The organism is Pseudomonas sp. BF-RE-21, assembly GCF_019947305.1.
Lineage (GTDB): Bacteria > Pseudomonadota > Gammaproteobacteria > Pseudomonadales > Pseudomonadaceae > Aquipseudomonas > Aquipseudomonas migulae.
This window is the reverse complement of sequence record NZ_JAGYGF010000045.1, coordinates 1-23424: the sequence shown is the minus strand read 5'-3', so window position 1 is coordinate 23424 and position 23424 is coordinate 1. Positions and strand designations below refer to the sequence as shown.

Here is a 23424-nt window from a genome sequence, read left to right as displayed (position 1 = left end):
GTTTGCAACTTCACAAAAATAATAAATTCGAGGTACGCACCATGGCTCGTCCCAGTGCTTCCCTGCAATTGCCCGGCGCAGTTGCCCAACCCGCCGCAGCGGCCGAACCGCTGACCGGCACCACCAAGGCCAGCAATGTGCGCTGGCGGATCTTCGCGATCATCTTCGCGTTGACCATGGTCAACCTCATCGACCGGGTGTCGCTGTCCATTGCGATGCCGACCATCGCCCATGAGTTTTCCCTGTCGCCGAGCATGCAAGGCCTGATCCTCAGCAGCTTCTTCTGGGCCTATGCGCTGTTGCAGATTCCCGGCGGCTGGATGATCGACCGCTTCGGCCCGCACCGGGTCATCAGTTGGTCCACCGGGTTGTGGGGGACGTTTCAAGTATTGGCGGCATTTGCCACGGGCGGCTTGTCATTGTTGTTCGCCCGCGTTGCACTCGGTGCTGCCGAGGCTCCCTTGTTCCCGTCGGGCGGCAAATTGATTTCGTTGTGGCTGGCGCCAAGCGAGCGCAGTCGCGGCGCGGTGCTGATGGACAGCGGCAGCCCGTTGGGCGTGGCGTTGGGCGGGCTAATCATTGCTTATCTGATCGCGTCGCTGGACTCATGGCGCCTGGCGTTCGTGATCGCCGGTATCGCGACGCTGGTACTGGCGTGGCTGGCGCGGCGGTATCTGCGCGATGACCCGGCCAGCCACCCGCAAGTGAATGCCGAAGAGCTCGAGAAGATCAACGCCGGACGCGCCACGCCAGCAGCCGAAGCGGCGCGGGTGCCAGTCAAAGGCCTGGGCATTGCGGCGCGTTCCCTGAGCGGTTTGCTGATCGGCCGCGCCAGTTGGGCGATGGTGTATTTCGGCTTGCTGACCTGGGGCCCGAGTTATCTGGCGCAGGCTCGCGGCTTCGATATCAAGGGCATTGGCGCGGCGACGTTCGTGATTTTTGTCTGCGGTGCGCTCGGCTCGTTGACCGGTGGTTTCCTCTGCGACGGGCTGATCCGCAAAGGTGTCAGTCGCGGTGTGGCGGTCAAGAGCCTGCTGGCGTTTTCCGGTCTGGTGGCTCTCGGCGCGTTTCTGTTGTTGCCGACCCTGACTAACCCTTTTGCCGCCGTGGCGTTGTTGGCCATGACTGCGTTTTTCCTGATGTGGGGCAGCCTCTACTGGAGCTTCCCGGCATTGCTGGCGGCGCCGGCGCGGGTCGGCCTGATCGGCGGCGTGATGAACATGGCCGGCAGCACGGGCGGGATTGCGGTGCCGATCCTGGTCGGCGTGATCCTGCAAATGGCCGGTGGATTCGCGCCGGTGCTGGGGTTCTTTGCGGCGTGTTCGGCGGTCTTCGTTTTCGCCACGCTGTTCATCAGCCTCGACGAGGTGCGCCATGACTGAGTTGTATTCGGGGCCGATCATCGACGCCCATCACCACTTCTGGGACCCGACGATCAATCACCATCCGTGGCTCGCGCCTGAAGCCAGGATCCCGTTTCGCTACGGCGACTACAGCGCGATCAAGCGGCGCTATTTTCCCGACGATTACTTCGCCGATGCCGGGCCGCATAACGTCGTGCAAACGGTGTACATCGAGACCGAATGGGACCCGCAAGACCCGATTGGCGAAACCCGATTCATTGAAGGTTTGGCGGCGCGTTATGGCGTACCGAATGCAATCGTCGCGCAGGCCTGGCTCGATCATCCGGACGCCATCGCGGTGCTCACCGAGCAGGCGAGTTTCAAGTGCGTACGCAGCGTGCGCCATAAACCCGGTGGCCCGACTTCGACGGCGCAGGTGGGCCATCTGCGCAGCCTGATGAGCGATGAACACTGGCGCCGCAGTTACGCCGCGCTGCAAGGGCTGGGGCTGCATTTCGATTTGCAGACACCCTGGTGGAACCTCTACGAAGCCGAACGGCTGGCCCGGGACTTTCCCGGTACCACGCTGATTCTCAACCACGCCGGGTTGCCCAATGACCGCAGCGCCGAAGGCCTGGCGGGGTGGCGTCTGGCGATGGCGCGACTGGCCGAATGGCCGAACGTGCAGGTGAAGGTTTCCGGCCTGGGCCTGAAAGGGCAGGCGTGGCGCGCCAAAGACAATACCTGGATCGTGCGCGAAGTGATCGCCATGTTCGGCACCGACCGCGTGATGTTCGCCAGCAACTTTCCGGTGGACAGCCTGTGCGGCTCGTTCGACGACATCTACAGCGGTTTCAAATCCATCGTTGCTGACCTGCCATGGGCGGATCAGGAGCGCCTGTTCTACAGCAACGCGCAGCGGGTTTATCGCTGCGAGCCTAGCGCCATTGACCGTACATGGCCCGAACCCTTGAGGAGTGAAGCATGAGCAAGACAACCATCGCCATGGTCCTGGGCGACCCGGCGGGCATCGGCCCGGAACTGATCGCACGCCTGCTCGCCGAGCCTCAGGTTCGCAGCCAGGCCAACGTGATCCTGATTGCCGACGAGGCGGAAATGCGGCGCGGCATGCGCATCGCCGGGGTGGAATTTCCGTACCGTCGCGTCGAGTCGCTGGATCAGCTGTCATTTGTCGATGACACGCCGTTGTTCTATGACTTTCGCGGCGACACCATCGGCGAATTCCCGCGCAGTGAAGCCAGCGTTATTGGTGGCCGCTACAGCCTCGACACTCTGGAAAAAGCCCTGCGCCTGACCGAGGCCGGCACCACCGGCGCGGTGCTGTTCGGGCCGCTGAACAAGACCTCGCTGCACATGGCCGGCATGGCCCACAACGACGAGTTGCACTGGTTCGCCGAGCTGCTGGATTTCCACGGGCCATTCTGCGAATTCAACGTGCTCGACAACCTCTGGACGTCACGGGTGACCTCGCATGTGGCCTTGGCCGAGGTGCCGGGCATGCTGACGCAAGCGCGGGTGGTGGAAGCGATCCAGCTGATCGACACCGCGCTCAAACGCAACGGCCTGGCGAAACCGCGCATCGGCGTATGCGGCCTGAACCCGCACAACGGCGACAACGGCTCGTTCGGTCGCGAAGAACTGGACATCATCGGCCCGGCCGTACGTTCGGCGCAGGCGTTGGGGATTGCGGCCGAAGGTCCGTATCCGGGCGACACGATTTTCCTCAAGGTGCAGGGCGATGCGAGCGCCTTTGACGCGGTGGTGACGATGTACCACGACCAGGGACAGATCGCGATCAAGTTGATGGGCTTCTCCCGTGGGGTGACGGTGCAGGGCGGCTTGCCGATCCCCATCACCACACCGGCCCATGGCACCGCGTTTGATATCGCGGGGCAGGGCAAAGCCAACCCCGGCGCGATCCGCCAGGCCTTCGAAATCGCCTGCCGCATGGGCACCAACCACTACTGACCCCCCACAAAATTCACTGACACACCGCAACCCCCCTGTAGGAGCCGGCTTGCCGGCGATGAGGGCCTGACAGACACACATAAGGTGACTGTCAGACCTCAATCGTCGGAACGCCGCCCGCAGCAAGCCGGCTCCTACAGTGGATGGTGGTGTTGCCAGTATTTGTGAACCATGCAAAACCCTGTAGGAGCTGGCTTGCCAGCGATGAGGGCCTGACAGACACAGATGAAGTGCCTGTCAGATCGCTATCGTCGGAACGCCGCCCGCAGCAAGCCGGCTCCTACAGTAATGCGTGGTGCTGCCAGGTTGTTCAATCAACGCAAAACCCCATGTGGGAGCGAGCCTGCTCGCGATAGCGCTCTATCAGTCACTGCAATGTGCCTGTCAGATCGCCTTCGCGAGCAGGCTCGCTCCCACAGTTGTTTTAGGGGGCGCCTGATAACTCGATCTAGGCAATAACCGCACTTACCTATCACCCCAGGTTATCGATGGATGTGCATAAGTGATTATCCGCCGCCCTGTGCGCTGGCTAAAGTCGCTCCATCGAATGACCAGAGCCGGCCACCCGAGCTGCCTCGATCGCACGATTCAACAACTACAAAAAGCCCGCCTTGTCACTTCCGCAAGGCATATACCGGCAGCAAAGGAACCTTCACATGACTCGTCCAGATTTCGCCCTGGCTCTGTCCAGTGCCATCTCCAAAAGCCGGCTGCGTCTGCTGCCGTTTCTGATCCTGATGTACATCCTCGCCTTCATCGATCGCTCCAACGTCGGCTTCGCCAAAGCCGCGTTGCAGGCCGACACCGGTTTGGGCGATGCCGCGTTCGCGTTCGGCGCGAGCATCTTCTTCATCGGCTACGCGTTCTTCGAAGTGCCGAGCAACTACATGCTGCACCGCCTCGGCGCGAAGGTCTGGCTGTGCCGGATCATGGTCACCTGGGGCCTGGTGTCGGCGGCAATGATGTTCGCCCACAACGCCGAAACCTTTTACGTCCTGCGCTTCCTGCTGGGTGTCGCCGAAGCCGGCTTCTTCCCGGGGATCATCCTTTACCTCACCTACTGGTTCCCGGCACAAAGCCGTGGCCAGGCGCTCGGTCTGTTCTACTTCGGCTTGCCCCTGGCGCTGGTGCTGGGCAGCCCGCTGTCGGGCTGGTTGCTGGACTTCCACGGCGTGTTCGGCCTGACCAACTGGCAATGGTTGTTCGTCGTCGAAGGGTTGATGGCGTCGGTGGTCGGCATCGCTGCGTACTTCTATCTGGTCAACCGCCCGGCCGATGCCACGTGGTTGAGCGTCGATGAAAAGCAGGCGCTGCAAACCGCGCTCAGCGAAGAAGACGCGAAGAAAAAAGACAGCAGCCCCCATGGTTTTCTCAGTGCGCTGCGCAACCCTCGGGTGCTGCAATTCTGCCTGGCGTATTTCACCATTCAGATGAGCGTGTACGGCGTGGTGTTTTACCTGCCGACGCGCATCGCCGGGCTGCTTGACGGCCACGTCGGACTCAACGTCGGCCTGATCACCGCGATTCCGTGGATCTGCGCCCTGGTCGTGACCCGTCTCGTCACTCGCTACGCCGACCGCACCGGGCAACATCGTCGCCTCGCCGTGTGCATGCTGACCATGGCCGCCCTCGGCATCGCCGCCTCGGCGCTGGGCACCAGCATGGTTCCGGTGGTCATCGCCTTCTGCTTCGCCGCCGCCGGTTTCGTCTCGGTGCAGCCACTGTTCTGGACCATTCCCACCAGCTACCTCAGCGGTGCCGCCGCAGCCGGCGGGATCGCCCTGATCAACTCCATCGGCAACCTCGGCGGCTTCGTCGCGCCGAACCTGAAAACCGTGATGGAAACCAGCTTCGCCGACCCCCGCGCCGGCATGTTCGCCCTGGCCCTGGTCGGCATTGTCGGCGCCGTCCTGTTGTCCCGACTTCGCAGCACCCACACCCCTAAATCACCCTCGCAGCTCACACCGGCTCAGGTTGGCTGATCACTACCCAAGCGTTAGCAAGGAATTGAATTCATGAAAATCAAAGCAATCCGTACCCGCGTTTTCGAGTGGAAAGGCAAAGTCGTCCCACCACAAGCGCACTTCTGCACCAACGCCAGCGACATCCTGTTCGAACGTGGCGACGCCATGGGTTCGTTCCGTTTCCACGGCTGGCTGGTGGTAGAAGTCGAGACCGACACCGGTCTTGTCGGCATCGGTAACTGCGCCTTGGCGCCACGCGTTGCCAAGGAAATCATCGACACCTACCTGGCGCCGATTGCGATTGGTGAAGACCCGTTCGACAACGAATACATCTGGCAGAAAATGTACCGCCAGAGCCACGCCTGGGGCCGTAAAGGCATCGGCATGGCGGCGATCTCGGCGATCGACATCGCGATCTGGGACATCATGGGCAAAGCGGTCAACAAACCGGTGTTCAAGTTGCTCGGTGGTCGCACCAAGGAAAAGATCTGGACCTACGCCTCCAAGCTCTACGCCAATGACAACCTCGACCTGTTCCTCGAAGAAGCACAGGGCTATCTGAACCAGGGTTTCACCGCGCTGAAAATGCGTTTCGGCTACGGCCCGAAAGATGGCCCGGCGGGCATGCGCAAAAACATCGAACAAGTGCGCGCACTGCGTGAACTGGCCGGCCCGGACATCGACATCATGCTCGAATGCTACATGGGCTGGACCCTGGAATACGCACGCCGCATGTTGCCGAAACTCGCCGAATTCGAACCGCGCTGGCTCGAAGAGCCGGTGATCGCCGACGACATCGAAGGCTACATCGAGCTGAAAAAAATGGGGATCATGCCGATCTCCGGCGGCGAGCACGAATTCACCTCCTACGGCTTCAAAGACCTGCTGGAACGCCGCGCCGTCGACGTGATCCAGTACGACACCAACCGTGTGGGCGGCATCACCGCTGCGCGCAAGATCAACGCCATGGCCGAAGCCTGGTCGGTGCCGGTGATTCCGCACGCCGGGCAGATGCACAACTATCACCTGACCATGTCCACCACCGCCTCGCCAATGGCCGAGTTCTTCCCGGTCTTCGACGTCGAGGTCGGCAACGAACTCTTCTACTACGTGTTCAAGGGCGAGCCGCAACCGGTCAACGGCTACATCCAGCTCGACGACAACAAGCCGGGCCTGGGCCTGGAAATCTCCGATGAATACCTGAGCGACTTCAACATCATCGAGTGACCTTGAGGCGCCGCTCGTGAGCGGCGCCATTCACGACTTTCTGGAGGGCCGACATGCGCCTGATTCAATTTGAAAACACTGCCGGTGAGCGTCAGGTCGGCGTCGTCGAAGGTTCGCAGGTCCAAGTGCTCAAAGGCACCCGCAGCACTCGTGAACTGGCTCTCGCGGCGATCCGCGCCCAACGCAGTCTGCAAGAAGAAGTCTCCCTGCGCGGCACTGAACCTGGCCCGGATTACGCGCAACTGTTGCAGCAGGGTAACGTCCTGCCGCCGCTGGATCACGAAGACCCGGCGCACTGCCTGATCAGCGGCACCGGCCTGACCCACCTCGGCAGCGCCTCGGCGCGGGACAAAATGCACCAGCAGGATGGCGCCGTTGAAGCCGGCATGACCGACACCATGCGCATTTTCAAGTGGGGCCTGGAAGGTGGAAAACCCGCAGCCGGACAGGTCGGCGCGCAGCCGGAATGGTTCTACAAGGGCGACGGCAGCATCGTCGTGCGCCCCGGCGCGGATTTCCCGGTGCCGCCGTTTGCCGAAGATGCCGGGGAAGAACCGGAGCTGACCGGCCTCTATGTGATTGGCGATGACGGTCTGCCGTATCGCGTCGGTTATGCGCTGGGTAACGAGTTCTCCGACCATGTCATGGAGCGCCGCAATTACCTGTACCTCGCGCACTCGAAACTGCGTTTCTGCGCCTATGGTCCGGAGCTGCGTGTCGGTGAATTGCCTAAACACCTGGCGGGCACCAGCCGCATCATCCGCAACGGCGAAACCCTCTGGGAAAAAGAGTTTCTCAGCGGCGAAGACAACATGTGCCACAGCCTCGCCAACCTCGAATTCCATCACTTCAAATACGCGCAGTTTTTGCGTCCGGGCGATGTCCACGTGCATTACTTCGGCACTGCGACGCTGTCGTTTGCCGACGGCGTGAAAACCCAGCCGGGGGATCGCTTCCAGATCAGCCTCGACGCGTTTGGCGCACCGTTGGAAAACGGCATTGGCGAAAGCGCCCAGCCGTTGGCCATCGGCCACGTGCGTTCGCTCTAAAAGCCGGCGGAACATCCGCCCTTGTAGGAGCCGGCTTGCCGGCGATTGCGTCCGAGAGATCGATGCAAGGCTTGAAGGCCAATCGCCGGCAAGCCGGCTCCTACAGGTCTGTGCCAATCGATCAGGAATAAATTATGACCACGCTCTCTGGACACAACTACATCGGCGGACAGCGCAGCGCCAACGGCACGTTGCAACTGCAAAGCCTCGACGCCACAACCGGCGAACCGCTGCCCGGCACCTTCTTCCAGGCGACTGAAGCCGAGGTGGATGCCGCCGCCAAAGCCGCCGCTGCGGCTTACCCGATCTACCGCAACCTGAGCGCGGAAAAACGTGCGGCGTTTCTTGACGCCATCGCCGATGAAATCGATGCGCTGGGCGATGATTTCGTCGCCACGGTCTGTCGGGAAACGGCACTGCCGGCCGGGCGTATCCAGGGCGAACGCGGGCGCACCAGCGGCCAGATGCGCCTGTTCGCCAAGGTCCTGCGGCGCGGTGATTTCTACGGTGCGCGGATTGATCGGGCATTGCCGGATCGCCAACCGCTGCCACGTCCGGATCTGCGTCAGTACCGGATTGCCATCGGTCCGGTGGCGGTGTTTGGCGCCAGCAACTTTCCGCTCGCTTTTTCCACGGCGGGTGGCGATACCGCTTCGGCACTGGCCGCCGGTTGCCCGGTGGTATTCAAGGCGCACAGCGGACACATGGCGACCGCCGAACGGGTCGCGGACGCCATCATCCGCGCCGCCGAACGCACGGGCATGCCGGCGGGTGTGTTCAACATGATTTATGGCGGTGGCGTCGGTGAGTGGCTGGTCAAGCACCCGGCCATTCAGGCCGTGGGCTTTACCGGTTCGCTCAAGGGCGGCAATGCCCTGAGCCACATGGCCGCGACCCGGCCGCAACCGATCCCGGTGTTCGCCGAAATGTCGAGCATCAACCCGGTGTTCCTGTTGCCCGAAGCCCTCGCCGTGCGGGGCGAGCAGATCGCGGCGCAACTGGCCGGTTCGGTGACCTTGGGTTGCGGGCAGTTCTGCACCAATCCGGGTTTGGTCATCGGTTTGCGTTCGCCACAGTTCAGCGCTTTCCTTCAACAGTTCTGCGCCAACATGAACGAGCAGCCGGCACAAACCATGCTCAATGCCGGCGCGCTGGTCAGCTACAGCCAAGGCCTTGGGGAATTGCACGAACATCCGGGGCTGACGCACCTGGCGGGCAAACCGCAGCAGGGCAATCAGGCGCAACCGCAGGTGTTCAAGGCCGATGTCAGCCTGCTGCTCAAGGGCGATGAGTTGCTTCAGGAGGAAGTGTTCGGGCCGACCACCATCGTCATCGAAGTCGAAGATCGGGCGCAGCTCTCGGCGGCGCTGCACGGCCTGCGCGGGCAATTGACGGCGACGCTGATCGGCGAGGCCGAAGAGCTGCTGGAATACCGCTGGCTGGCGCAATTGCTACAGGAAAAAGTCGGGCGGATCTTGCTCAACGGCTATCCGACCGGGGTCGAAGTCTGCGAGGCGATGGTGCATGGCGGGCCGTATCCGGCGACGTCGGATTCTCGCGGGACGTCGGTGGGGACGCTGGCGATTGATCGATTCCTGCGGCCGGTGTGCTTCCAGAATTACCCGGATGCGTTGTTGCCCGAGGCGTTGCAGAACGCGAATCCGCTGGGGATTCGGCGGTTGGTGGATGGTGAAGTGAGTCAGTCGGCCTTGTAGTGGACTGGCGATCGCCTTCGCGGGCAAGCCTCGCTCCTACAGGTCCTGCATAAAACCCGTAGGAGCGAGGCTTGCCCGCGAAGGCGTCATCAGCAGCACCAGAAATTTACCGGGCCACCACCTCAACCTTCTTCATCACCGAAGGCTTCAACACCAACCACAACGCCGCCGCAATCAACACCCCGCCATACACGTGCGCCATCGACAACGGCTCATCCAGCAGCAACGCCCCCCACAACACCCCGAACGGCGGAATCAGGAACGTCGTTGTCATCGATTTCAAAGGCCCGATCGAGCTGAGCAGACGGAAGTAAATAATGTACGCAAACGCCGTGCACCCCAGGCCCAGCCCCAGCAACGACAGCCACACGCTCCAGCCGCCCCAGCTCGCCGGTGGCTGGCTGATCACGCTGTAGCCGAACAGCGGCAGCAGGAACAAGGTCGCCCCGAGCATGCTGCCCAGTGCCGAAAGACGACTGTCGAGCCCGCCGGCCTGATCGAGCCAGCGGCGGGCGAGGAACCCGGCAAAACCGTAACAGGTGGTGGCGAGCAGGCAGGCGAGGGCGCCCATCAGCAGCTGCAGGTCGAAGGCCACCGGGCCGGCACGGGTCAGCACGCCAACACCGAACAAACCTAGAAACACCCCACCGAGCTTGGCCGCAGTGAGCCGTTCACTGAAGAACAGGCCGCCGATCAACACGCCCATCAGTGGCGTGGTGGCGTTGAAGATTGCCGAGTAACCGGCGGGCAGCACCTGGGCTGCCACTGAATAGAGGGTCGCTGGTATCCCGGAGTTGATCACCCCGAGCAGCATCACGGTTTTGAGCTTGCCCTTGAAATCCCAGCTGATGCGCATCAACCCGACAATCATCAGCAACCCGACCGCCGCAATCGACACGCGGAAAAACGCCGTGGGGATGCTGCCAATCACTGGGGCGATGATGCGCATGAACAGGAAACTCGCGCCCCAGATGGCCGCCAGCGACAGTAAACGAACGATATCGACAGGGCTCACGGTGCACTCCTTCCTTGATGGGGACGAGAGTGTTGCCGAGAGCCTTGCCTATGGCAACCGAAAAACCGGCATCAAATTATGAAACGTGTCACCAGACCGTTGAGGTCGATTGCCAGTCGCGACAGTTCCTGACTGGCGGCCGAAGTCTGGGTGGCGCCGGCGGCGGTCTGGGTCGAGAGATCGCGTATGGTCACCAGGTTCTGATCGACTTCCCGGGCCACCAGCGCTTGCTGTTCGGCGGCGCTGGCGATGACCAGGTTGCGTTCGTTGATCTGCGAGATCGATGCGGTGATTTTCTCCAGGGCGCTACCGGCACTGTTGGCCCGGCGCAAGGTCTGGCTGGCGTGTTCGGCACTGCTTTGCAGCGCGCTGACCGTGGCCCCGGTGCCGTGCTGGATGTTGTTGATCATCAGCTCGATTTCTTCGGTGGAGTTCTGGGTGCGTTGCGCCAGCGAGCGCACTTCATCGGCCACCACGGCAAACCCGCGCCCGGCTTCACCGGCGCGTGCGGCTTCGATGGCCGCATTGAGCGCCAACAGGTTGGTCTGCCCGGCGATGCCGCGAATCACTTCCAGCACTTTGCTGATGTCCTGCGCCTGAACCGCCAGGCCCTCGGCCCGTTCCGAGGCGCCGAGCACTTCGCTGACCAGCCCCTGAATCGCGGTGATGGTTTCAGTGACCTGCACGTGGCCGTGCTTGCTGTCCTCGTTCGACGCCTGAGAGGCTTCGGCGCTGGACACGGCATTCGCGGCGACCTCGTCCACCGCAGTGCTCATCTCGGTGACGGCGGTGGCGGCCATCTCGATCTGGTCGTTCTGCTGCTGCAGGCCGCGAGTGCTTTCCTCCATCACCGAACTCATTTCCTCGGCTGCCGACGCCAGTTGGCGCGCCGAGTCGCTGATGCCGCGAATGGTCGTGCGCAGGTTGCCTTGCATGTCGGCGAGGGCATTGAGCAATTGCGCGGCTTCGTCCTTGCCGTGGCTGGCAATCTGTCCGCTGAGGTCGCCCGCGGCAATCCGGCGTGCGACCTGCAGCGCCTGATTGATCGGCGTGGTGATGCTGCGCGTCAGCAACCAGGCCAACAGCAGCGTGGCAAGCAGCGCAATCACGATGATCGTGCCGACGATCCATTGCGCACGCTGGTACATCAACGCGGCGGCGTCCGCTGCGGTATCGGCGCCTTGCTGATTGAAACTGATCATCGATTCCAGGGATTTATCCAGCACGATGCCCTGCGGGGCCAGTTCACTGTTGAGGCGGGCGTAGGCCTGCTCATCCTGGCCGGCATCGATCTGCGCGAGGATCTGGTCGAGGATGGCCAGGTACTTCGCGACGGCGGCATTCAGGCTGTCGAGCATGGCCCGTTCCTGGTCGCTGGACAGCAGCGTCTTGTGGTCGTTGAGGCGCTTTTGCAATTCCTGGCGTTGCGCGTTGAGGATGCCTTTGCTCCTTTCCCGCACAGCGCTCTGGTTGTTGGCGATCAACCGCAACGATTCCAGGCGGATGGTGGCGATGTTGGACGCGCTGTCATGGATGCTCTCGATGCTCGGCATCCACGATTCCTCGATGACCGATGCACTCTCGCGCAGGGTCGCCATCTGGCCCAGGCCGAACATCCCGACCAGCACCAGCAGGCTGGCCAGCACAGCAAAACTCAAGCTCGCGCGCAAACCTATGCGCATGTTCCTTATAGGCATCTTATGTGCTCCTTGGGCATTTTGAGAGGTAGTCCTCGTGGGCCGAGGATCTTGTTTTTAGGCGGGTGAACGCGGGGTGTATATCAAAGTGCCATTATCTTGGTAAGACCAGTTCGAGAGCACTTTTCAGGCGGGCAGGCTTTCAGGAAAAAGCAGAAAACCTGGCGGCTGACATTTGCCTGACCGTGGATTGGATCCGTACGCCTGATAATCAGAGGGTTGTAGATGAATCGATTAAGTGGATGGAGAGTGACTTTTGAGGTCGTTTACTGACCGAACGGTCGATTAAAAAAAGTCTGAAAAAACTGCGCCCATGAGCGATTCATTCGTTTTCGGACCGAAATTAGGCTTCTCCTGCACCCGGTTCACTGGCTAAGCTCAGGCCTTCCGAATTCCCGTAGAGGTCTCACCATGCCGCAGCAATGGCCAGCCGCCGACATCGCCCGAATGATCCTCGATGGCTTTGACGATTACCGCGAGCATTTCCGGCAGATCACCGACGGCGCCCGGGCGCGTTTCGAGCAAGCCCAATGGCAGGAAACGCAAATCGCCTCGGCGGCGCGGATCAACCTCTACGAAGATAAAGTCAGCGAAACGGTGGACCGGCTGCGCATCGCGTTCGACGCCGACACGCTGGATGTCAGCTGCTGGCCACTGGTCAAAAGCGCCTACATCAGCCTGATCGACCTGCGCTTCGACGATGAACTGTCCGAGACCTGGTACAACTCGATCTTCTGCGGGCTGTTCAGCCACGACCTGATCAGCGATGGCTGCATGTTCATCCACACCACCCGGCCAAGCCTGCGCCGGGCGCGCGCCGCGCAAACCCGCACCTACAAACCTCAGGGGCAGTTGTCAGGCATGTTGGCGAGCATTTTTGCCGACTACCGTTTCAGCGAGGATTACGCCGACCTCGCGGGCGATCTGCGTCGCCTCGAAGCACAGCTGCGCGAGAACCTGCCGGACTGGGTGTGCAAGGATCCCGAGCTGAGCGTCGAGCTGTTTTCCTCGGTGTTGTACCGCAACAAGGGCGCTTACCTGGTGGGGCGCATCTACACCACCGATGAGCAATGGCCGCTGGCGATTCCGCTGCTGCACCTTGAGGGCCGTGGCATCCAGATCGATGCGTTGATCACCGACGAAGCCGACGTGTCGATCATCTTCTCGTTCACCCGTTCCTACTTCATGGTCGATGTGCCGGTGCCGGCGGAGTTCATCGGTTTCCTGCGGCGGATCTTGCCGGGCAAACACATCGCCGAGCTGTACACCTCGATCGGTTTCTACAAGCACGGCAAGTCGGAGTTCTACCGGGCGCTGATCAACCACCTGGCCAGCACCGACGACCAGTTCATCATGGCCCCCGGCGTGCGCGGCATGGTGATGAGCGTGTTCACGCTGCCGGGTTTCAACACCGTGTTCAAAATCATCAAGGACCGTTTCTCACCGTCGAAAAACGTCGACCGCGCGACGGTGATCGAGAAATACCGGCTGGTGAAAAGCGTCGACCGCGTCGGGCGCATGGCCGATACCCAGGAGTTCGCCGATTTCCGTTTTCCGTTGAGCAAGTTCGAGCCGGCGTGTCTGGAAGAATTGCTGGACGTGGCGGCGTCTACCGTGTCGGTGGAAGGCGACACCGTATTGATCCGCCACTGCTGGACCGAGCGGCGGATGACGCCGTTGAACCTGTACCTGGAAAACGCCAACGAGGCGCAGGTGCACGACGCGCTGGAAGATTACGGCCTGGCGATCAAGCAACTGGCGGCGGCGAACATTTTTCCCGGCGACATGCTGCTGAAAAACTTCGGCGTCACCCGTCACGGTCGTGTGGTGTTTTATGACTACGACGAGATCTGCTTCCTGACCGAAGCCAACTTCCGCCACATCCCGCAACCGCGTACGCCGGAAGACGAAATGGCGTCCGAGCCGTGGTATTCGATCGGGCCGCTGGACGTGTTCCCCGAGGAGTTTCCGCCGTTTCTGTTTGCCGATTCCGCGCAGCGGCGCTTGTTCGATCAGTTGCACGGCGAGCTGTACAACGCCGATTACTGGAAAAGCCTGCAAGAGGCGATTCGTGCGGGCAAGGTGATCGACGTGTTCCCGTATCGGCGCAAGGGCATGGATACCGAGTAGTTCTCTGCGATTGCTGTGCAATCGAATCGCGAGCAGGCTCGCTCCCACATTTGACCGCGGTGCCCCGATTTTGTGGTCGCATCAGATCCAGTGTGGGAGCGAGCCTGCTCGCGATTCGGCCGCGCAGCGGCCGTAAAATCTGCGACAATCCGCCCCCTGCGCCACTAGACGACTTATTGCGTACCTGATGACTGACGAATCGCCTTCACTCGACAAACTGCTGAAAAACCTCGATCACGCCATGCTCGCCGACCGCCACCGGCTGCGTCGGCAGTTGCTTGAGCTGCGCAAAAAGCCTGACGAAGCCAAGCTGGCCCAGTGGGTGGCGCGCATGCAGGCGTCCTGTGATCAGGTGTTGGCGCGACGCGCCAGCCTGCCGGTGATTCGTTACGACGACAGCCTGCCCATCGCCGCCAAGCGCGATGAAATCAAGGAAGCGCTGCTCAAGCATCAGGTGCTGATCATCGCCGGCGAAACCGGCTCGGGTAAAACCACCCAGTTGCCGAAGATCTGCCTGGAAATCGGTCGCGGCCAGCATGGCCTGATCGGCCACACCCAGCCGCGTCGAATCGCGGCGCGCAGTGTGGCGAGCCGGGTTGCCGAAGAACTGGCGACGCCATTGGGCGCGCTGGTCGGCTATCAGGTGCGGTTCGAGGATCAGAGCGATTCCAATACGCTGATCAAACTGATGACCGACGGCATTCTGCTGGCGGAAACCCAGAACGACCGCTACCTCGAACGCTACGACACGATCATCGTCGACGAAGCCCACGAACGCAGCCTCAACATCGACTTCCTGCTCGGTTACCTGAAAACCCTGCTGCCCCGTCGTCCGGACCTGAAAGTCATCATCACCTCGGCGACCATCGACCTGGAGCGTTTCTCCAAGCACTTCGACGATGCGCCCATCGTTGAGGTCTCCGGCCGCACCTTCCCGGTGGAAACCTGGTATCGCCCGCTGACCCTGGAACAGGACGAAGAGGGCAACCGCGTCGAGGATGACCTGACCGTGGATCAGGCGATCCTCGCCACCCTCGACGAAATCGCCGCGTTCGAACGCAGCGAGCGCAAGAGCCCCGGCGATGTGCTGGTGTTCTTGCCCGGCGAGCGCGAGATTCGCGACGCCGCCGACATGCTGCGCAAGGCGCAACTCAAACACACTGAAATCCTGCCGTTGTACGCGCGGCTTTCGCCGGCCGAACAGCAGCGAATTTTCCAGTCGCACCCCGGGCGTCGCGTGGTGCTGGCGACCAACGTCGCCGAAACGTCGCTGACCGTGCCGGGCATTCGTTACGTGATCGACAGCGGCACCGCGCGCATCAGCCGTTACAGCTACCGCGCCAAGGTCCAGCGCCTGCCCATCGAAGCGATTTCCCAGGCCAGCGCCAACCAGCGTAAAGGTCGATGCGGTCGGGTTGAGCCAGGCATTTGCGTACGGCTGTTCAGCGAAGAAGACTTCATTGGCCGCCCGGAATTTACCGACCCGGAAATCCTGCGGACCAACCTCGCGGCGGTGATTTTGCAGATGCTGCATCTGCGCCTCGGCGAGATCACCGATTTCCCGTTTATCGAGCCACCCGATGGCAAGGCCATCAGCGACGGTTTCAACCTGCTGCAAGAGTTGTCGGCGGTGGACCGCAACAGCCAGTTGACCCCGCTAGGTCGCCAATTGGCGCGCCTGCCGGTGGACCCGCGCATGGGCCGCATGCTGCTCGAAGCGGCGAAACTCGGCAGCTTGCAGGAAGTGCTGATCGTCGCCAGCGCGATGTCGATTCAAGACCCGCGCGAGCGTCCGCCGGAACGCCAGCAAGCGGCGGATCAGGCGCATGCACAATGGAAAGACGTGGACTCGGACTTCGCCGGGCTGGTCAATCTGTGGCGTGGTTTTGAAGAGCAACGCCAGGCGCTGACGGCCAGTCCGCTGCGTAACTGGTGCCGCAAGAATTTCCTCAACTACCTGCGGTTGCGCGAGTGGCGCGACTCGCACCGTCAGTTGAGTTTGATCTGCCGCGACATGCAGTTGAGCCTGAACAAAGAGCCGGCGGATTACCCCAAGCTGCACAAAGCCGTGCTCTCGGGCCTGCTCAGCCAGATCGGGCAGAAAACCGATGAAGGCGATTACCTCGGTGCCCGGCAGCGGCGCTTCTGGATTCACCCATCATCGGGCCTTGGCAAAAAGCGCCCGCAATGGCTGATGACCGCCGAACTGGTGGAAACCACCAAGCTCTACGCGCGCATGGTCGCGAAGATCGATGCCGACTGGATCGAGCCGCTCGCCGGGCACCTGATCAAGAAAAACCACTTCGAACCCCATTGGGAGAAGAAGCGCGGGCAGGTCGTGGCGTTCGAACAGATCACCTTGTTCGGGCTGATCGTGGTCGGTCGCCGGCCGGTGCATTACGGGCCGATCGATCCGGTAGTGTCCCGTGAGTTTTTCATTCGCGAAGGCCTGGTGCGCGGCGAGATTCAGTCCAAAGCCAAGTGCCTGACCGCCAACCAGCAACTGCTGGAACAACTCGACGAGCTGGAAGCGAAGGCTCGCCGTCGCGACATTCTGGCCGACGAAGAAACCCTGTTCGCCTTCTACGATGCGCGACTGCCGGCGGAGATTCACCAGACCGCGACCTTCGACAGCTGGTACCGGATTAACAGCCAGAAAGACCCGCAACTGCTGATCATGCGCGAAGAAGACGTGTTGGCCCGTGAGGCCAGTGAAGTCACCGCGCTGCATTACCCGGACACCTTGCACATCGGCGATCTGGAACTGGCACTCAGTTACCATTTCGAACCGAACCACCCGCGTGACGGCGTGACCCTGCGCGTGCCGGCGCCGCTGTTGCCGATGCTGCCGCCGGAACGTCTGGAGTGGCTGGTGCCCGGCGTGATCGAGGCCAAGTGCATTGCCTTGGTGCGCAACCTGCCCAAGGCGTTGCGCAAGAATTTCGTGCCGGTGCCGGACTTCGTCAAAGCCGCGTTGCAGCGCATGACCTTTGCCGAGGGCTCGTTGCCTCAGGCATTGGGTCGCGAGTTGCTGCGCATGACCGGTGCGCGGGTCAGCGATGAGGCGTGGGCCGAAGCGGCGCAGCAGGTCGAAAATCACCTGCGGATGAACCTGGAAATCGTCGATGGCCAGGGCAAGTTCCTCGGCGAAGGACGAGATCTGGCGGAGCTCACCGCGCGATTCGCTGAAGCCAGCCAGGCGGCATTGGCCGTCCCGCAAACGGCAAAAAGTCAGCAACCGGTGGAGGCGAAAGTCTTCGCCGCCGTGGCGGAAAAGACCCAACAGAAGATAGCCGGGTTGTCGATGACGGTGTATCCGGCGCTCGTCGAAGAGGCCGGCACGGTCAAGGAAGGGCGGTTCTCGACGCCGGCCGAAGCCGAGTTCCAGCATCGCCGCGCGTTGCAGCGCCTGCTGATGCAACAACTGGCAGAACCGGCGAAGTTCCTGCGCGGCAAGTTGCCGGGCCTGACCGAGCTGGGCCTGATGTACCGCGACATGGGCCGCGTCGACAGTCTGGTGGAAGACATTCTGCTGGCCAGTCTCGACAGCTGCATCCTCGACGGCGAAGACCCGTTGCCGCGTGATGGCGCCGGATTGGCGGCGCTGGCCGAACGCAAACGCGGCGGCTGGACCGAGCATGCCGAGCGTCTGGCGAAGCTGACCCTGGAAATTCTCAAGCTCTGGCACGGCCTGCAAAAACGCTTCAAGGGCAAGATCGATCTGGCGCAGGCCGTGGCGTTGAATGACATCAAGCAGCAGCTCAGTCATCTGGTGTATCCGGGTTTCGTCCGCGAAACGCCGATGCAGTGGCTCAAGGAGCTGCCGCGTTACCTGAAAGCAATCGAGCAGCGCTTCGAGAAACTGGCTGCGCAGGTGCAGAAGGATCGGGTCTGGAGCGGTGAGTTGTCCGGCCTCTGGACTCAATACCAGACTCGCGCCAGCAAACATGCCCAGGAAGGCAAGCGTGATCCGCAGCTGGAGCTGTATCGCTGGTGGCTGGAGGAGTACCGGGTTTCGCTGTTCGCCCAGCAGTTGGGGACCAAGGTGCCGATCTCCGACAAACGCCTGAACAAGCAATGGACCCAAGTGGAGCCATAGCACGACCCTTGTAGGAGCCGGCTTGCCGGCGATGGCGATTTCAAAGACGCCATCGCCAGCAAGCTGGCTCCTACAGGTTCGTCATACCCCATCCGTCAATTCCAGAATCGTAAGGCCGATCGGCTCGCAAATAGGGTCAAACCCCAACGTTTATGGCAAACTTCGCGCCTATAAACGCCGGCCCCGCGGTTTTGAGCCTCCACAGGTTCGGGCGGTTCGGAATAAAGCGATGCCAGGTTTGCTTCCTGTGACGGGAACAGACCCTTTATGTATTGGTACGTCGGTGCCAATGCTTTCTGCCTGAACAGATTAGAGAAACGACCATGCATAACGTCGTCATCAGCGGCACCGGCCTGTACACCCCGGCCAACAGCATTTCCAACGAAGAGCTGGTGCAGTCTTTCAACGCTTACGTCGCGCAGTTCAACGCCGACAACGCCGACGCCATCGCCCGTGGCGAAGTCGAGGCATTGACCGAATCCAGCGCCGCGTTTATCGAAAAAGCCTCCGGTATCAAAAGCCGCTTTGTCATGGACAAGGACGGCATTCTCGACCCGCAACGCATGACGCCACGCCTGCCGGAGCGCTCGAACGACGAGTGGTCGGTCCTCTGCCAGATGGCCATCGGCGCCGCCGAGCAAGCCTTGCAGCGTGCCGGCAAGACTGCCGCCGACATCGACGGCGTGATTGTCGCTTGCTCCAACCTGCAACGCGCCTACCCGGCCATCGCCATCGAAGTCCAGGAAGCGCTGGGCATCCAGGGTTTCGGTTTCGACATGAACGTGGCCTGCTCTTCGGCGACCTTCGGCATTCAAGCGGCGGCCAACAGCGTGCAACTGGGCCAGGCTCGGGCAGTGCTGATGGTCAACCCGGAAGTCTGCACCGGTCACCTGAACTTCCGTGACCGCGACAGCCACTTCATCTTCGGCGACGCGGCCACTGCAGTGATCATCGAGCGAGCGGACCTGGCGACGTCCAAGTACCAGTTCGACGTGGTCAGCACCAAGCTGCTGACCAAGTTCTCCAACAACATCCGCAACAACTTCGGCTTCCTCAACCGCGCGGCAGAAGAGGGCATTGGTGCCAAAGACAAGCTGTTCGTGCAGGAAGGCCGCAAGGTGTTCAAGGAAGTCTGCCCGATGGTGGCCGAGCTGATCGGTGCGCATCTGGAAGAGAACCAGCTCAACGTCGGCGACGTGAAGCGCTTCTGGCTGCACCAGGCCAACCTCAGCATGAACCACTTGATCGTGAGGAAACTGCTGGGCCGCGAAGCCACCGAAGCAGAAGCCCCGGTGATTCTCGACACCTACGCCAACACCAGCTCTGCGGGCTCGGTGATTGCGTTTCACAAGAACCAGGATGATCTGGCGGCGGGTTCGCTGGCGGTGCTCAGCTCGTTCGGCGCCGGTTATTCGATTGGTAGCGTGATTCTGCGCAAGCGTTGAGTTGTCGCGGTAAATGAAAAGATCGCGGCCTGCGAAGGCTGCGATCTTTTTTTGCATAAAAAAACTCGCGCTGCGGTATCGGACGGATGATGGGGACCGATACAGCAGCGCGAGTTTGTAAAAGCAGTTTGGGCGTCCTTGCCCGAACCGTGTAGCAGGGATCAGAACTTGGCTTCGGCATCCAGCTGCAAGGTGTTGATTTTCGAGTCACGCAGGGTGGCGTTGGTGTAGTCGGAATCAGCCATGAAGTACGTCGCGCCGAGGGCGAAGTTCTTGTCGATCTCGTAGCTCACTTTCAACTTGCTGCCGCGCGAACCGGTGAAACCGTTGGCGAAGTCAGAGTCGGTGAAGGCGCCGACCACGGCGTTACGCTGTACGTCACGATAGTTGTAGTCCACGCCGAAGCCGAAGACGTTGGTCTTGACACCGGCCAACCAGCCCATGTCCTGATCGTTGCTGGCATCGTCGTTGTTGACGACTTGACCGTAGATCGACAGTGGCATTGGCAGGCCGCCGATGTCGAGTTGACCAAAGCCTTCGTACAGTTTGAACTGTTCGTTCGCCGTGTTGCCGTTAATGGCCAGTCGGCAGGTGTTCGCCGCACAGGTATTGTTGATGTCGTTGTCGTTGTCGTAAGCGTAGAGACTGCCACCCAAGGTCATTTTCAGGTTGTCAGTGATCGCGAAACGCGCGCCCAACTGGCCTGAGTACAGACGCAGGTCGTGGCGGAACTGCTTGCCTTCGCCGTCGACGTTGTCCTTGAGGGTGAAGTGGCCGGCGCTACCGAACAGCTCGGTGCTGCCGCCCAGCGGGTATTTGTAAGTCACTGCCAGACCTTCCGGGTTGATGTCGCTATCCCAGATGATGTCGCCCATGCTCACCCATGGTTGCGCCATCTTGCCGCCGATCAAGTGCAGATTCTTGATGGCGTCAGGGTGGTAGTCGACGTAACCCTGGTCCAGCCAGATATCCTTCTTGGTGAAGTTGCCATCCAGGCTCTGGTTGGTGGAACGAGAGTCGTTGTCGCTGCCAGTGGCAATACGGATGCCGGTGTCCACTTGCGGGTTGATTGCAGTGTAGGCACCCAGGCGGACGCGAATACGTTGACGATCCTGGTCGCCGGTGTTGGAAACGCCGTCGTTCTTGACTGTTTCCTGGCGGAAACGCACGTCACCCTTGAACTGGGTCTTGGCTGCCCACGCCAGTTTCTGGTCGAAGGTGCTCAGTGCTTCGGTTTTCTTCGCGGTGGCCGCGATCTGCTCGTTAGTCTCTTGCTGAGCCTGACGGGCGATTTGCTGATCCTTCTGATCCCTGGCCAGTTCGGCTTGCAACTCGCTGTACTGCGCGTTGGTAATCGAACCGTTAGCCTTCAGCATGTCGAGCAGTTTGGCGTCGACTGCGGCGCTGGCCGGAACACTCATGGCCAGCAGCAGGCCGCCACACAGGGCCGCCGCAGTTTTCGTGGAAGCAAGACGCATATCAATCTCCGAAGATGAGAGGGGATGACTTAGCCATCCAGGGCACAACCGACCGATGTCGGACGGAAAACAGTGATCGGGCTAAGAACCCGACGCTCTAAAAACTGGCGCCAGTATCGCGATGGTTTATGACAAGGCAGTGGCAAAGTGATGGCGGCTCGATGACGATACAAAGTGCGAAGGAACTTTCTATTCCGGGCCCTGTCGGCGGATCACGAGTGTGGATTGCGCCTCGATAGGCGATACTCGCGAGGCTTTTACGCCAAGAAGTGGAGAGGGAAGTGATGCCGCTGCAACGCCTGGAACGTCTGTCCGAAATAGCCCCGCACACCTGGGATGCCCTGGTGCCGCAAACCCAGCCGTTTCTGCGCCATGCCTTTCTCAGTTCACTGGAGGACAGCGGCAGCGTCGGTCCGCATTCCGGTTGGCAGCCCGAGCATTTGTTGCACATGGACGGGGACCGGTTGATCGCCGCGCTGCCCAGTTACCGCAAATGGCATTCCTATGGCGAGTACGTGTTCGATCACGCCTGGGCCGATGCCTGCGAGCGTGCCGGCATCGACTATTACCCCAAACTGTTGACCGCCGTGCCGTTCAGCCCGGTCAGCGGACCGCGCTTGCTGGCGGCCTCGGTCGAGGACGGTTTCGAACTGCTGAAGAGTTTGCCGGGCTACCTCGAGATCGAAGAACTCTCCAGTGCGCACATCAATTTCACCGATCCGTTCACCGACGCGGCGCTGGCCGAACAACCCGGCTGGCTGCAGCGCATCGGCTGTCAGTACCACTGGCAAAATCGCGGCTATCGGGATTTTCAGGACTTCCTCGACGTCCTCAGTTCGCGCAAGCGCAAGCAGATGCGCAAAGAGCGCGAGCAAGTGGCGGGGCAGGGGTTTGATTTCGAGTGGCTGGAAGGCAAGCAACTGGATCAGGCGCAGTGGGATTTCGTTTACGCCTGTTACGCCAACACCTACGCGGTGCGCCGGCAACGGCCCTATCTGACGCGGGAATTTTTCAGTCTGTTGGCCGAGCGCATGCCGGAATCGATTCGCGTGGTCCTGGCCAAACAGGGCTCACGGCCGGTGGCCATGGCCTTCAGCCTGGTGGGCGGCGACAGTTTTTATGGGCGTTACTGGGGTTGTCTGGCGGAGTTCGATCGTCTGCATTTCGAGACGTGTTTCTATCAAGGGATGGACTACGCAATTGCCAACGGTTTTCAGCGTTTCGATGCCGGTGCTCAGGGTGAGCACAAACTGATTCGCGGGTTTGAACCAGTGATCACCCATTCCTGGCACTACTTGCGCCATCCCGGCTTGAAAGCCGCCGTCAAAGACTTCCTTCATCAGGAGCGTCTCGGCGTCCTGGCCTATGCCGAGGAAGCGAGGACCGCCTTGCCTTACCGACAGGACTGATCCTCTTCCATGGGGTCAAGTGCCTTCCTTGCCCAGCCACCGATACGTCACACCACCGACCACCGCACCCAGCAGCGGCGCGACCCAGAACATCCACAGTTGCGCGATCGCCCAGCCGCCGACAATCAGGGCCGGGCCGGTACTGCGGGCCGGGTTGACCGAGGTGTTGGTGATGGGAATGGAGATCAGGTGGATCAGTGTCAGGGCCAGGCCGATGGCGATCGGTGCCAGCCCGGCCGGCGCACGTTTGTCGGTGGCGCCGAGGATGATCAGCACAAACATCGCGGTCATCACCAGCTCACAGACAAAGCCTGCGGCCATCGAGTATTTGCCGGGGGAGTGTTCGCCGTAGCCGTTGGAGGCCAGGCCGGCGGAGAGGTCGAAGCCTTCCTTGCCGCTGGCGATGTAGTAGATCAACGCGGCGGCGATGATCCCGCCGATGACCTGGGCGATGATGTAGGCGGGCAGTTCCTTGGCGGGGAATCGGCCACCGACTGACAAACCGACCGATACGGCGGGGTTGAGATGACAACCGGAGATGTGGCCGATGGCGAAGGCCATGGTCAGTACGGTGAGACCAAACGCGATGGCCACACCGAGCACTCCGATTCCAAGCGGAGAAGACGCGGCCAGAACCGCACTGCCGCAACCCCCCAACACCAGCCAGAACGTACCTAACAACTCAGTGACTGAACGTTTGAACAGAGACATGAGAGTGTCCTTGATAGGTTTCCTATCGAGACTGTATCGAGTTATGCATCCTGCAGATTTACGACAGGCTCATCTCCAGAACCTTGGCTGAGTACAGCAGGGTTTTTCTGGAATTCCAGTGGGCTTAGAGCTGTTGGGGGCTGGGGGTTATGG

15 protein-coding genes are annotated in these 23424 nt (G+C 61.2%); 11 read left to right on the top strand and 4 right to left on the bottom strand.

Annotated features, from left to right (window positions below; translation table 11 throughout):
• Positions 1 to 41 precede the first annotated feature (41 nt).
• The 7 genes from KGB25_RS23110 to KGB25_RS23080 all read left to right on the top strand — a co-directional run bounded on the left by KGB25_RS23110 (position 42) and on the right by KGB25_RS23080 (position 9287).
• Complete coding sequence (locus KGB25_RS23110) at positions 42 to 1382, top strand: MFS transporter (RefSeq protein ID WP_223436823.1); 1341 nt, start codon at positions 42 to 44, stop codon at positions 1380 to 1382.
• A complete protein-coding gene (locus tag KGB25_RS23105; RefSeq protein WP_223436821.1) occupies positions 1375 to 2331 on the top strand; it encodes an amidohydrolase family protein in 957 nt (318 codons plus the stop codon). The genes KGB25_RS23110 and KGB25_RS23105 overlap by 8 nt, the downstream gene beginning before the upstream one ends.
• Entirely contained in the window at positions 2328 to 3332 is a 1005-nt protein-coding gene (locus KGB25_RS23100; RefSeq protein WP_008029054.1) for a 4-hydroxythreonine-4-phosphate dehydrogenase PdxA, read from the top strand. The genes KGB25_RS23105 and KGB25_RS23100 overlap by 4 nt, the downstream gene beginning before the upstream one ends.
• A 656-nt stretch (positions 3333 to 3988) precedes the next feature.
• Positions 3989 to 5314, top strand: a complete 1326-nt coding sequence (locus KGB25_RS23095) for an MFS transporter (RefSeq protein ID WP_008043481.1) — start codon at positions 3989 to 3991, stop codon at positions 5312 to 5314.
• Positions 5315 to 5347: 33 nt separating this feature from the next.
• Entirely contained in the window at positions 5348 to 6523 is a 1176-nt protein-coding gene (locus tag KGB25_RS23090; RefSeq protein ID WP_008043480.1) for an L-rhamnonate dehydratase, read from the top strand.
• Positions 6524 to 6576: 53 nt separating this feature from the next.
• Positions 6577 to 7572: an AraD1 family protein gene (araD1, locus tag KGB25_RS23085; RefSeq protein WP_223436818.1), complete on the top strand. Its 996-nt coding sequence runs from the start codon at positions 6577 to 6579 to the stop codon at positions 7570 to 7572.
• 134 nt (positions 7573 to 7706) lie between these two features.
• On the top strand, positions 7707 to 9287 hold the full coding sequence (locus KGB25_RS23080) for an aldehyde dehydrogenase (NADP(+)) (protein WP_223436816.1): 1581 nt from the start codon (positions 7707 to 7709) through the stop codon (positions 9285 to 9287).
• Positions 9288 to 9393: 106 nt separating this feature from the next.
• Here the strand turns inward: KGB25_RS23080 and KGB25_RS23075 are convergent, their stop codons facing one another.
• Together KGB25_RS23075 and KGB25_RS23070 are read right to left on the bottom strand one after the other, a co-directional pair.
• The gene (locus tag KGB25_RS23075; protein WP_192419516.1) at positions 9394 to 10302 is read right to left on the bottom strand and encodes a DMT family transporter; all 909 of its coding nucleotides are present in this window, start codon (positions 10300 to 10302) and stop codon (positions 9394 to 9396) included.
• A gap of 71 nt (positions 10303 to 10373) precedes the next feature.
• Positions 10374 to 11984: a methyl-accepting chemotaxis protein gene (locus KGB25_RS23070; RefSeq protein ID WP_404943264.1), complete on the bottom strand. Its 1611-nt coding sequence runs from the start codon at positions 11982 to 11984 to the stop codon at positions 10374 to 10376.
• 426 nt (positions 11985 to 12410) lie between these two features.
• Between KGB25_RS23070 and aceK the strand changes: the two genes are divergently transcribed.
• The 3 genes from aceK (at position 12411) to KGB25_RS23055 (ending at position 19673) form a co-directional block, all read left to right on the top strand.
• Positions 12411 to 14129 (top strand): bifunctional isocitrate dehydrogenase kinase/phosphatase, encoded by a 1719-nt coding sequence (gene aceK / locus KGB25_RS23065; RefSeq protein WP_008029042.1) that lies wholly within the window; start codon positions 12411 to 12413, stop codon positions 14127 to 14129.
• A gap of 187 nt (positions 14130 to 14316) precedes the next feature.
• Positions 14317 to 18228: an ATP-dependent RNA helicase HrpA gene (gene hrpA / locus KGB25_RS23060; RefSeq protein ID WP_008043469.1), complete on the top strand. Its 3912-nt coding sequence runs from the start codon at positions 14317 to 14319 to the stop codon at positions 18226 to 18228.
• Between the two features lie 323 nt (positions 18229 to 18551).
• On the top strand, positions 18552 to 19673 hold the full coding sequence (locus tag KGB25_RS23055; protein WP_008043468.1) for a beta-ketoacyl-ACP synthase III: 1122 nt from the start codon (positions 18552 to 18554) through the stop codon (positions 19671 to 19673).
• 161 nt (positions 19674 to 19834) lie between these two features.
• Here KGB25_RS23055 and KGB25_RS23050 read toward each other — a convergent pair whose 3' ends face one another.
• On the bottom strand, positions 19835 to 21151 hold the full coding sequence (locus KGB25_RS23050) for a putative porin (protein WP_008029035.1): 1317 nt from the start codon (positions 21149 to 21151) through the stop codon (positions 19835 to 19837).
• Between the two features lie 284 nt (positions 21152 to 21435).
• Here KGB25_RS23050 and KGB25_RS23045 point away from each other — a divergent pair, with 284 nt between their 5' ends.
• A complete protein-coding gene (locus KGB25_RS23045) occupies positions 21436 to 22560 on the top strand; it encodes a GNAT family N-acetyltransferase (RefSeq protein WP_008043467.1) in 1125 nt (374 codons plus the stop codon).
• Between the two features lie 15 nt (positions 22561 to 22575).
• On the opposite strand, the gene aqpZ is transcribed toward KGB25_RS23045, so the two are convergent.
• Positions 22576 to 23271 (bottom strand): aquaporin Z, encoded by a 696-nt coding sequence (gene aqpZ / locus KGB25_RS23040; protein ID WP_008029032.1) that lies wholly within the window; start codon positions 23269 to 23271, stop codon positions 22576 to 22578.
• Positions 23272 to 23424 lie beyond the last annotated feature (153 nt).

Bases quoted from the DNA above. Each gene is read 5' to 3' on its own strand.
- KGB25_RS23110 (WP_223436823.1), top strand. From the start codon at position 42: ATGGCTCGTCCCAGTGCTTCCCTGCAATTGCCCGGCGCAGTTGCCCAA.
- KGB25_RS23105 (WP_223436821.1), top strand. From the start codon at position 1,375: ATGACTGAGTTGTATTCGGGGCCGATCATCGACGCCCATCACCACTTC.
- KGB25_RS23100 (WP_008029054.1), top strand. From the start codon at position 2,328: ATGAGCAAGACAACCATCGCCATGGTCCTGGGCGACCCGGCGGGCATC.
- KGB25_RS23095 (WP_008043481.1), top strand. From the start codon at position 3,989: ATGACTCGTCCAGATTTCGCCCTGGCTCTGTCCAGTGCCATCTCCAAA.
- KGB25_RS23090 (WP_008043480.1), top strand. From the start codon at position 5,348: ATGAAAATCAAAGCAATCCGTACCCGCGTTTTCGAGTGGAAAGGCAAA.
- araD1 (WP_223436818.1), top strand. From the start codon at position 6,577: ATGCGCCTGATTCAATTTGAAAACACTGCCGGTGAGCGTCAGGTCGGC.
- KGB25_RS23080 (WP_223436816.1), top strand. From the start codon at position 7,707: ATGACCACGCTCTCTGGACACAACTACATCGGCGGACAGCGCAGCGCC.
- KGB25_RS23070 (WP_404943264.1), bottom strand. From the start codon at position 11,984: ATGCGCATAGGTTTGCGCGCGAGCTTGAGTTTTGCTGTGCTGGCCAGC.
- aceK (WP_008029042.1), top strand. From the start codon at position 12,411: ATGCCGCAGCAATGGCCAGCCGCCGACATCGCCCGAATGATCCTCGAT.
- hrpA (WP_008043469.1), top strand. From the start codon at position 14,317: ATGACTGACGAATCGCCTTCACTCGACAAACTGCTGAAAAACCTCGAT.
- KGB25_RS23055 (WP_008043468.1), top strand. From the start codon at position 18,552: ATGCATAACGTCGTCATCAGCGGCACCGGCCTGTACACCCCGGCCAAC.
- KGB25_RS23050 (WP_008029035.1), bottom strand. From the start codon at position 21,151: ATGCGTCTTGCTTCCACGAAAACTGCGGCGGCCCTGTGTGGCGGCCTG.
- KGB25_RS23045 (WP_008043467.1), top strand. From the start codon at position 21,436: ATGCCGCTGCAACGCCTGGAACGTCTGTCCGAAATAGCCCCGCACACC.
- aqpZ (WP_008029032.1), bottom strand. From the start codon at position 23,271: ATGTCTCTGTTCAAACGTTCAGTCACTGAGTTGTTAGGTACGTTCTGG.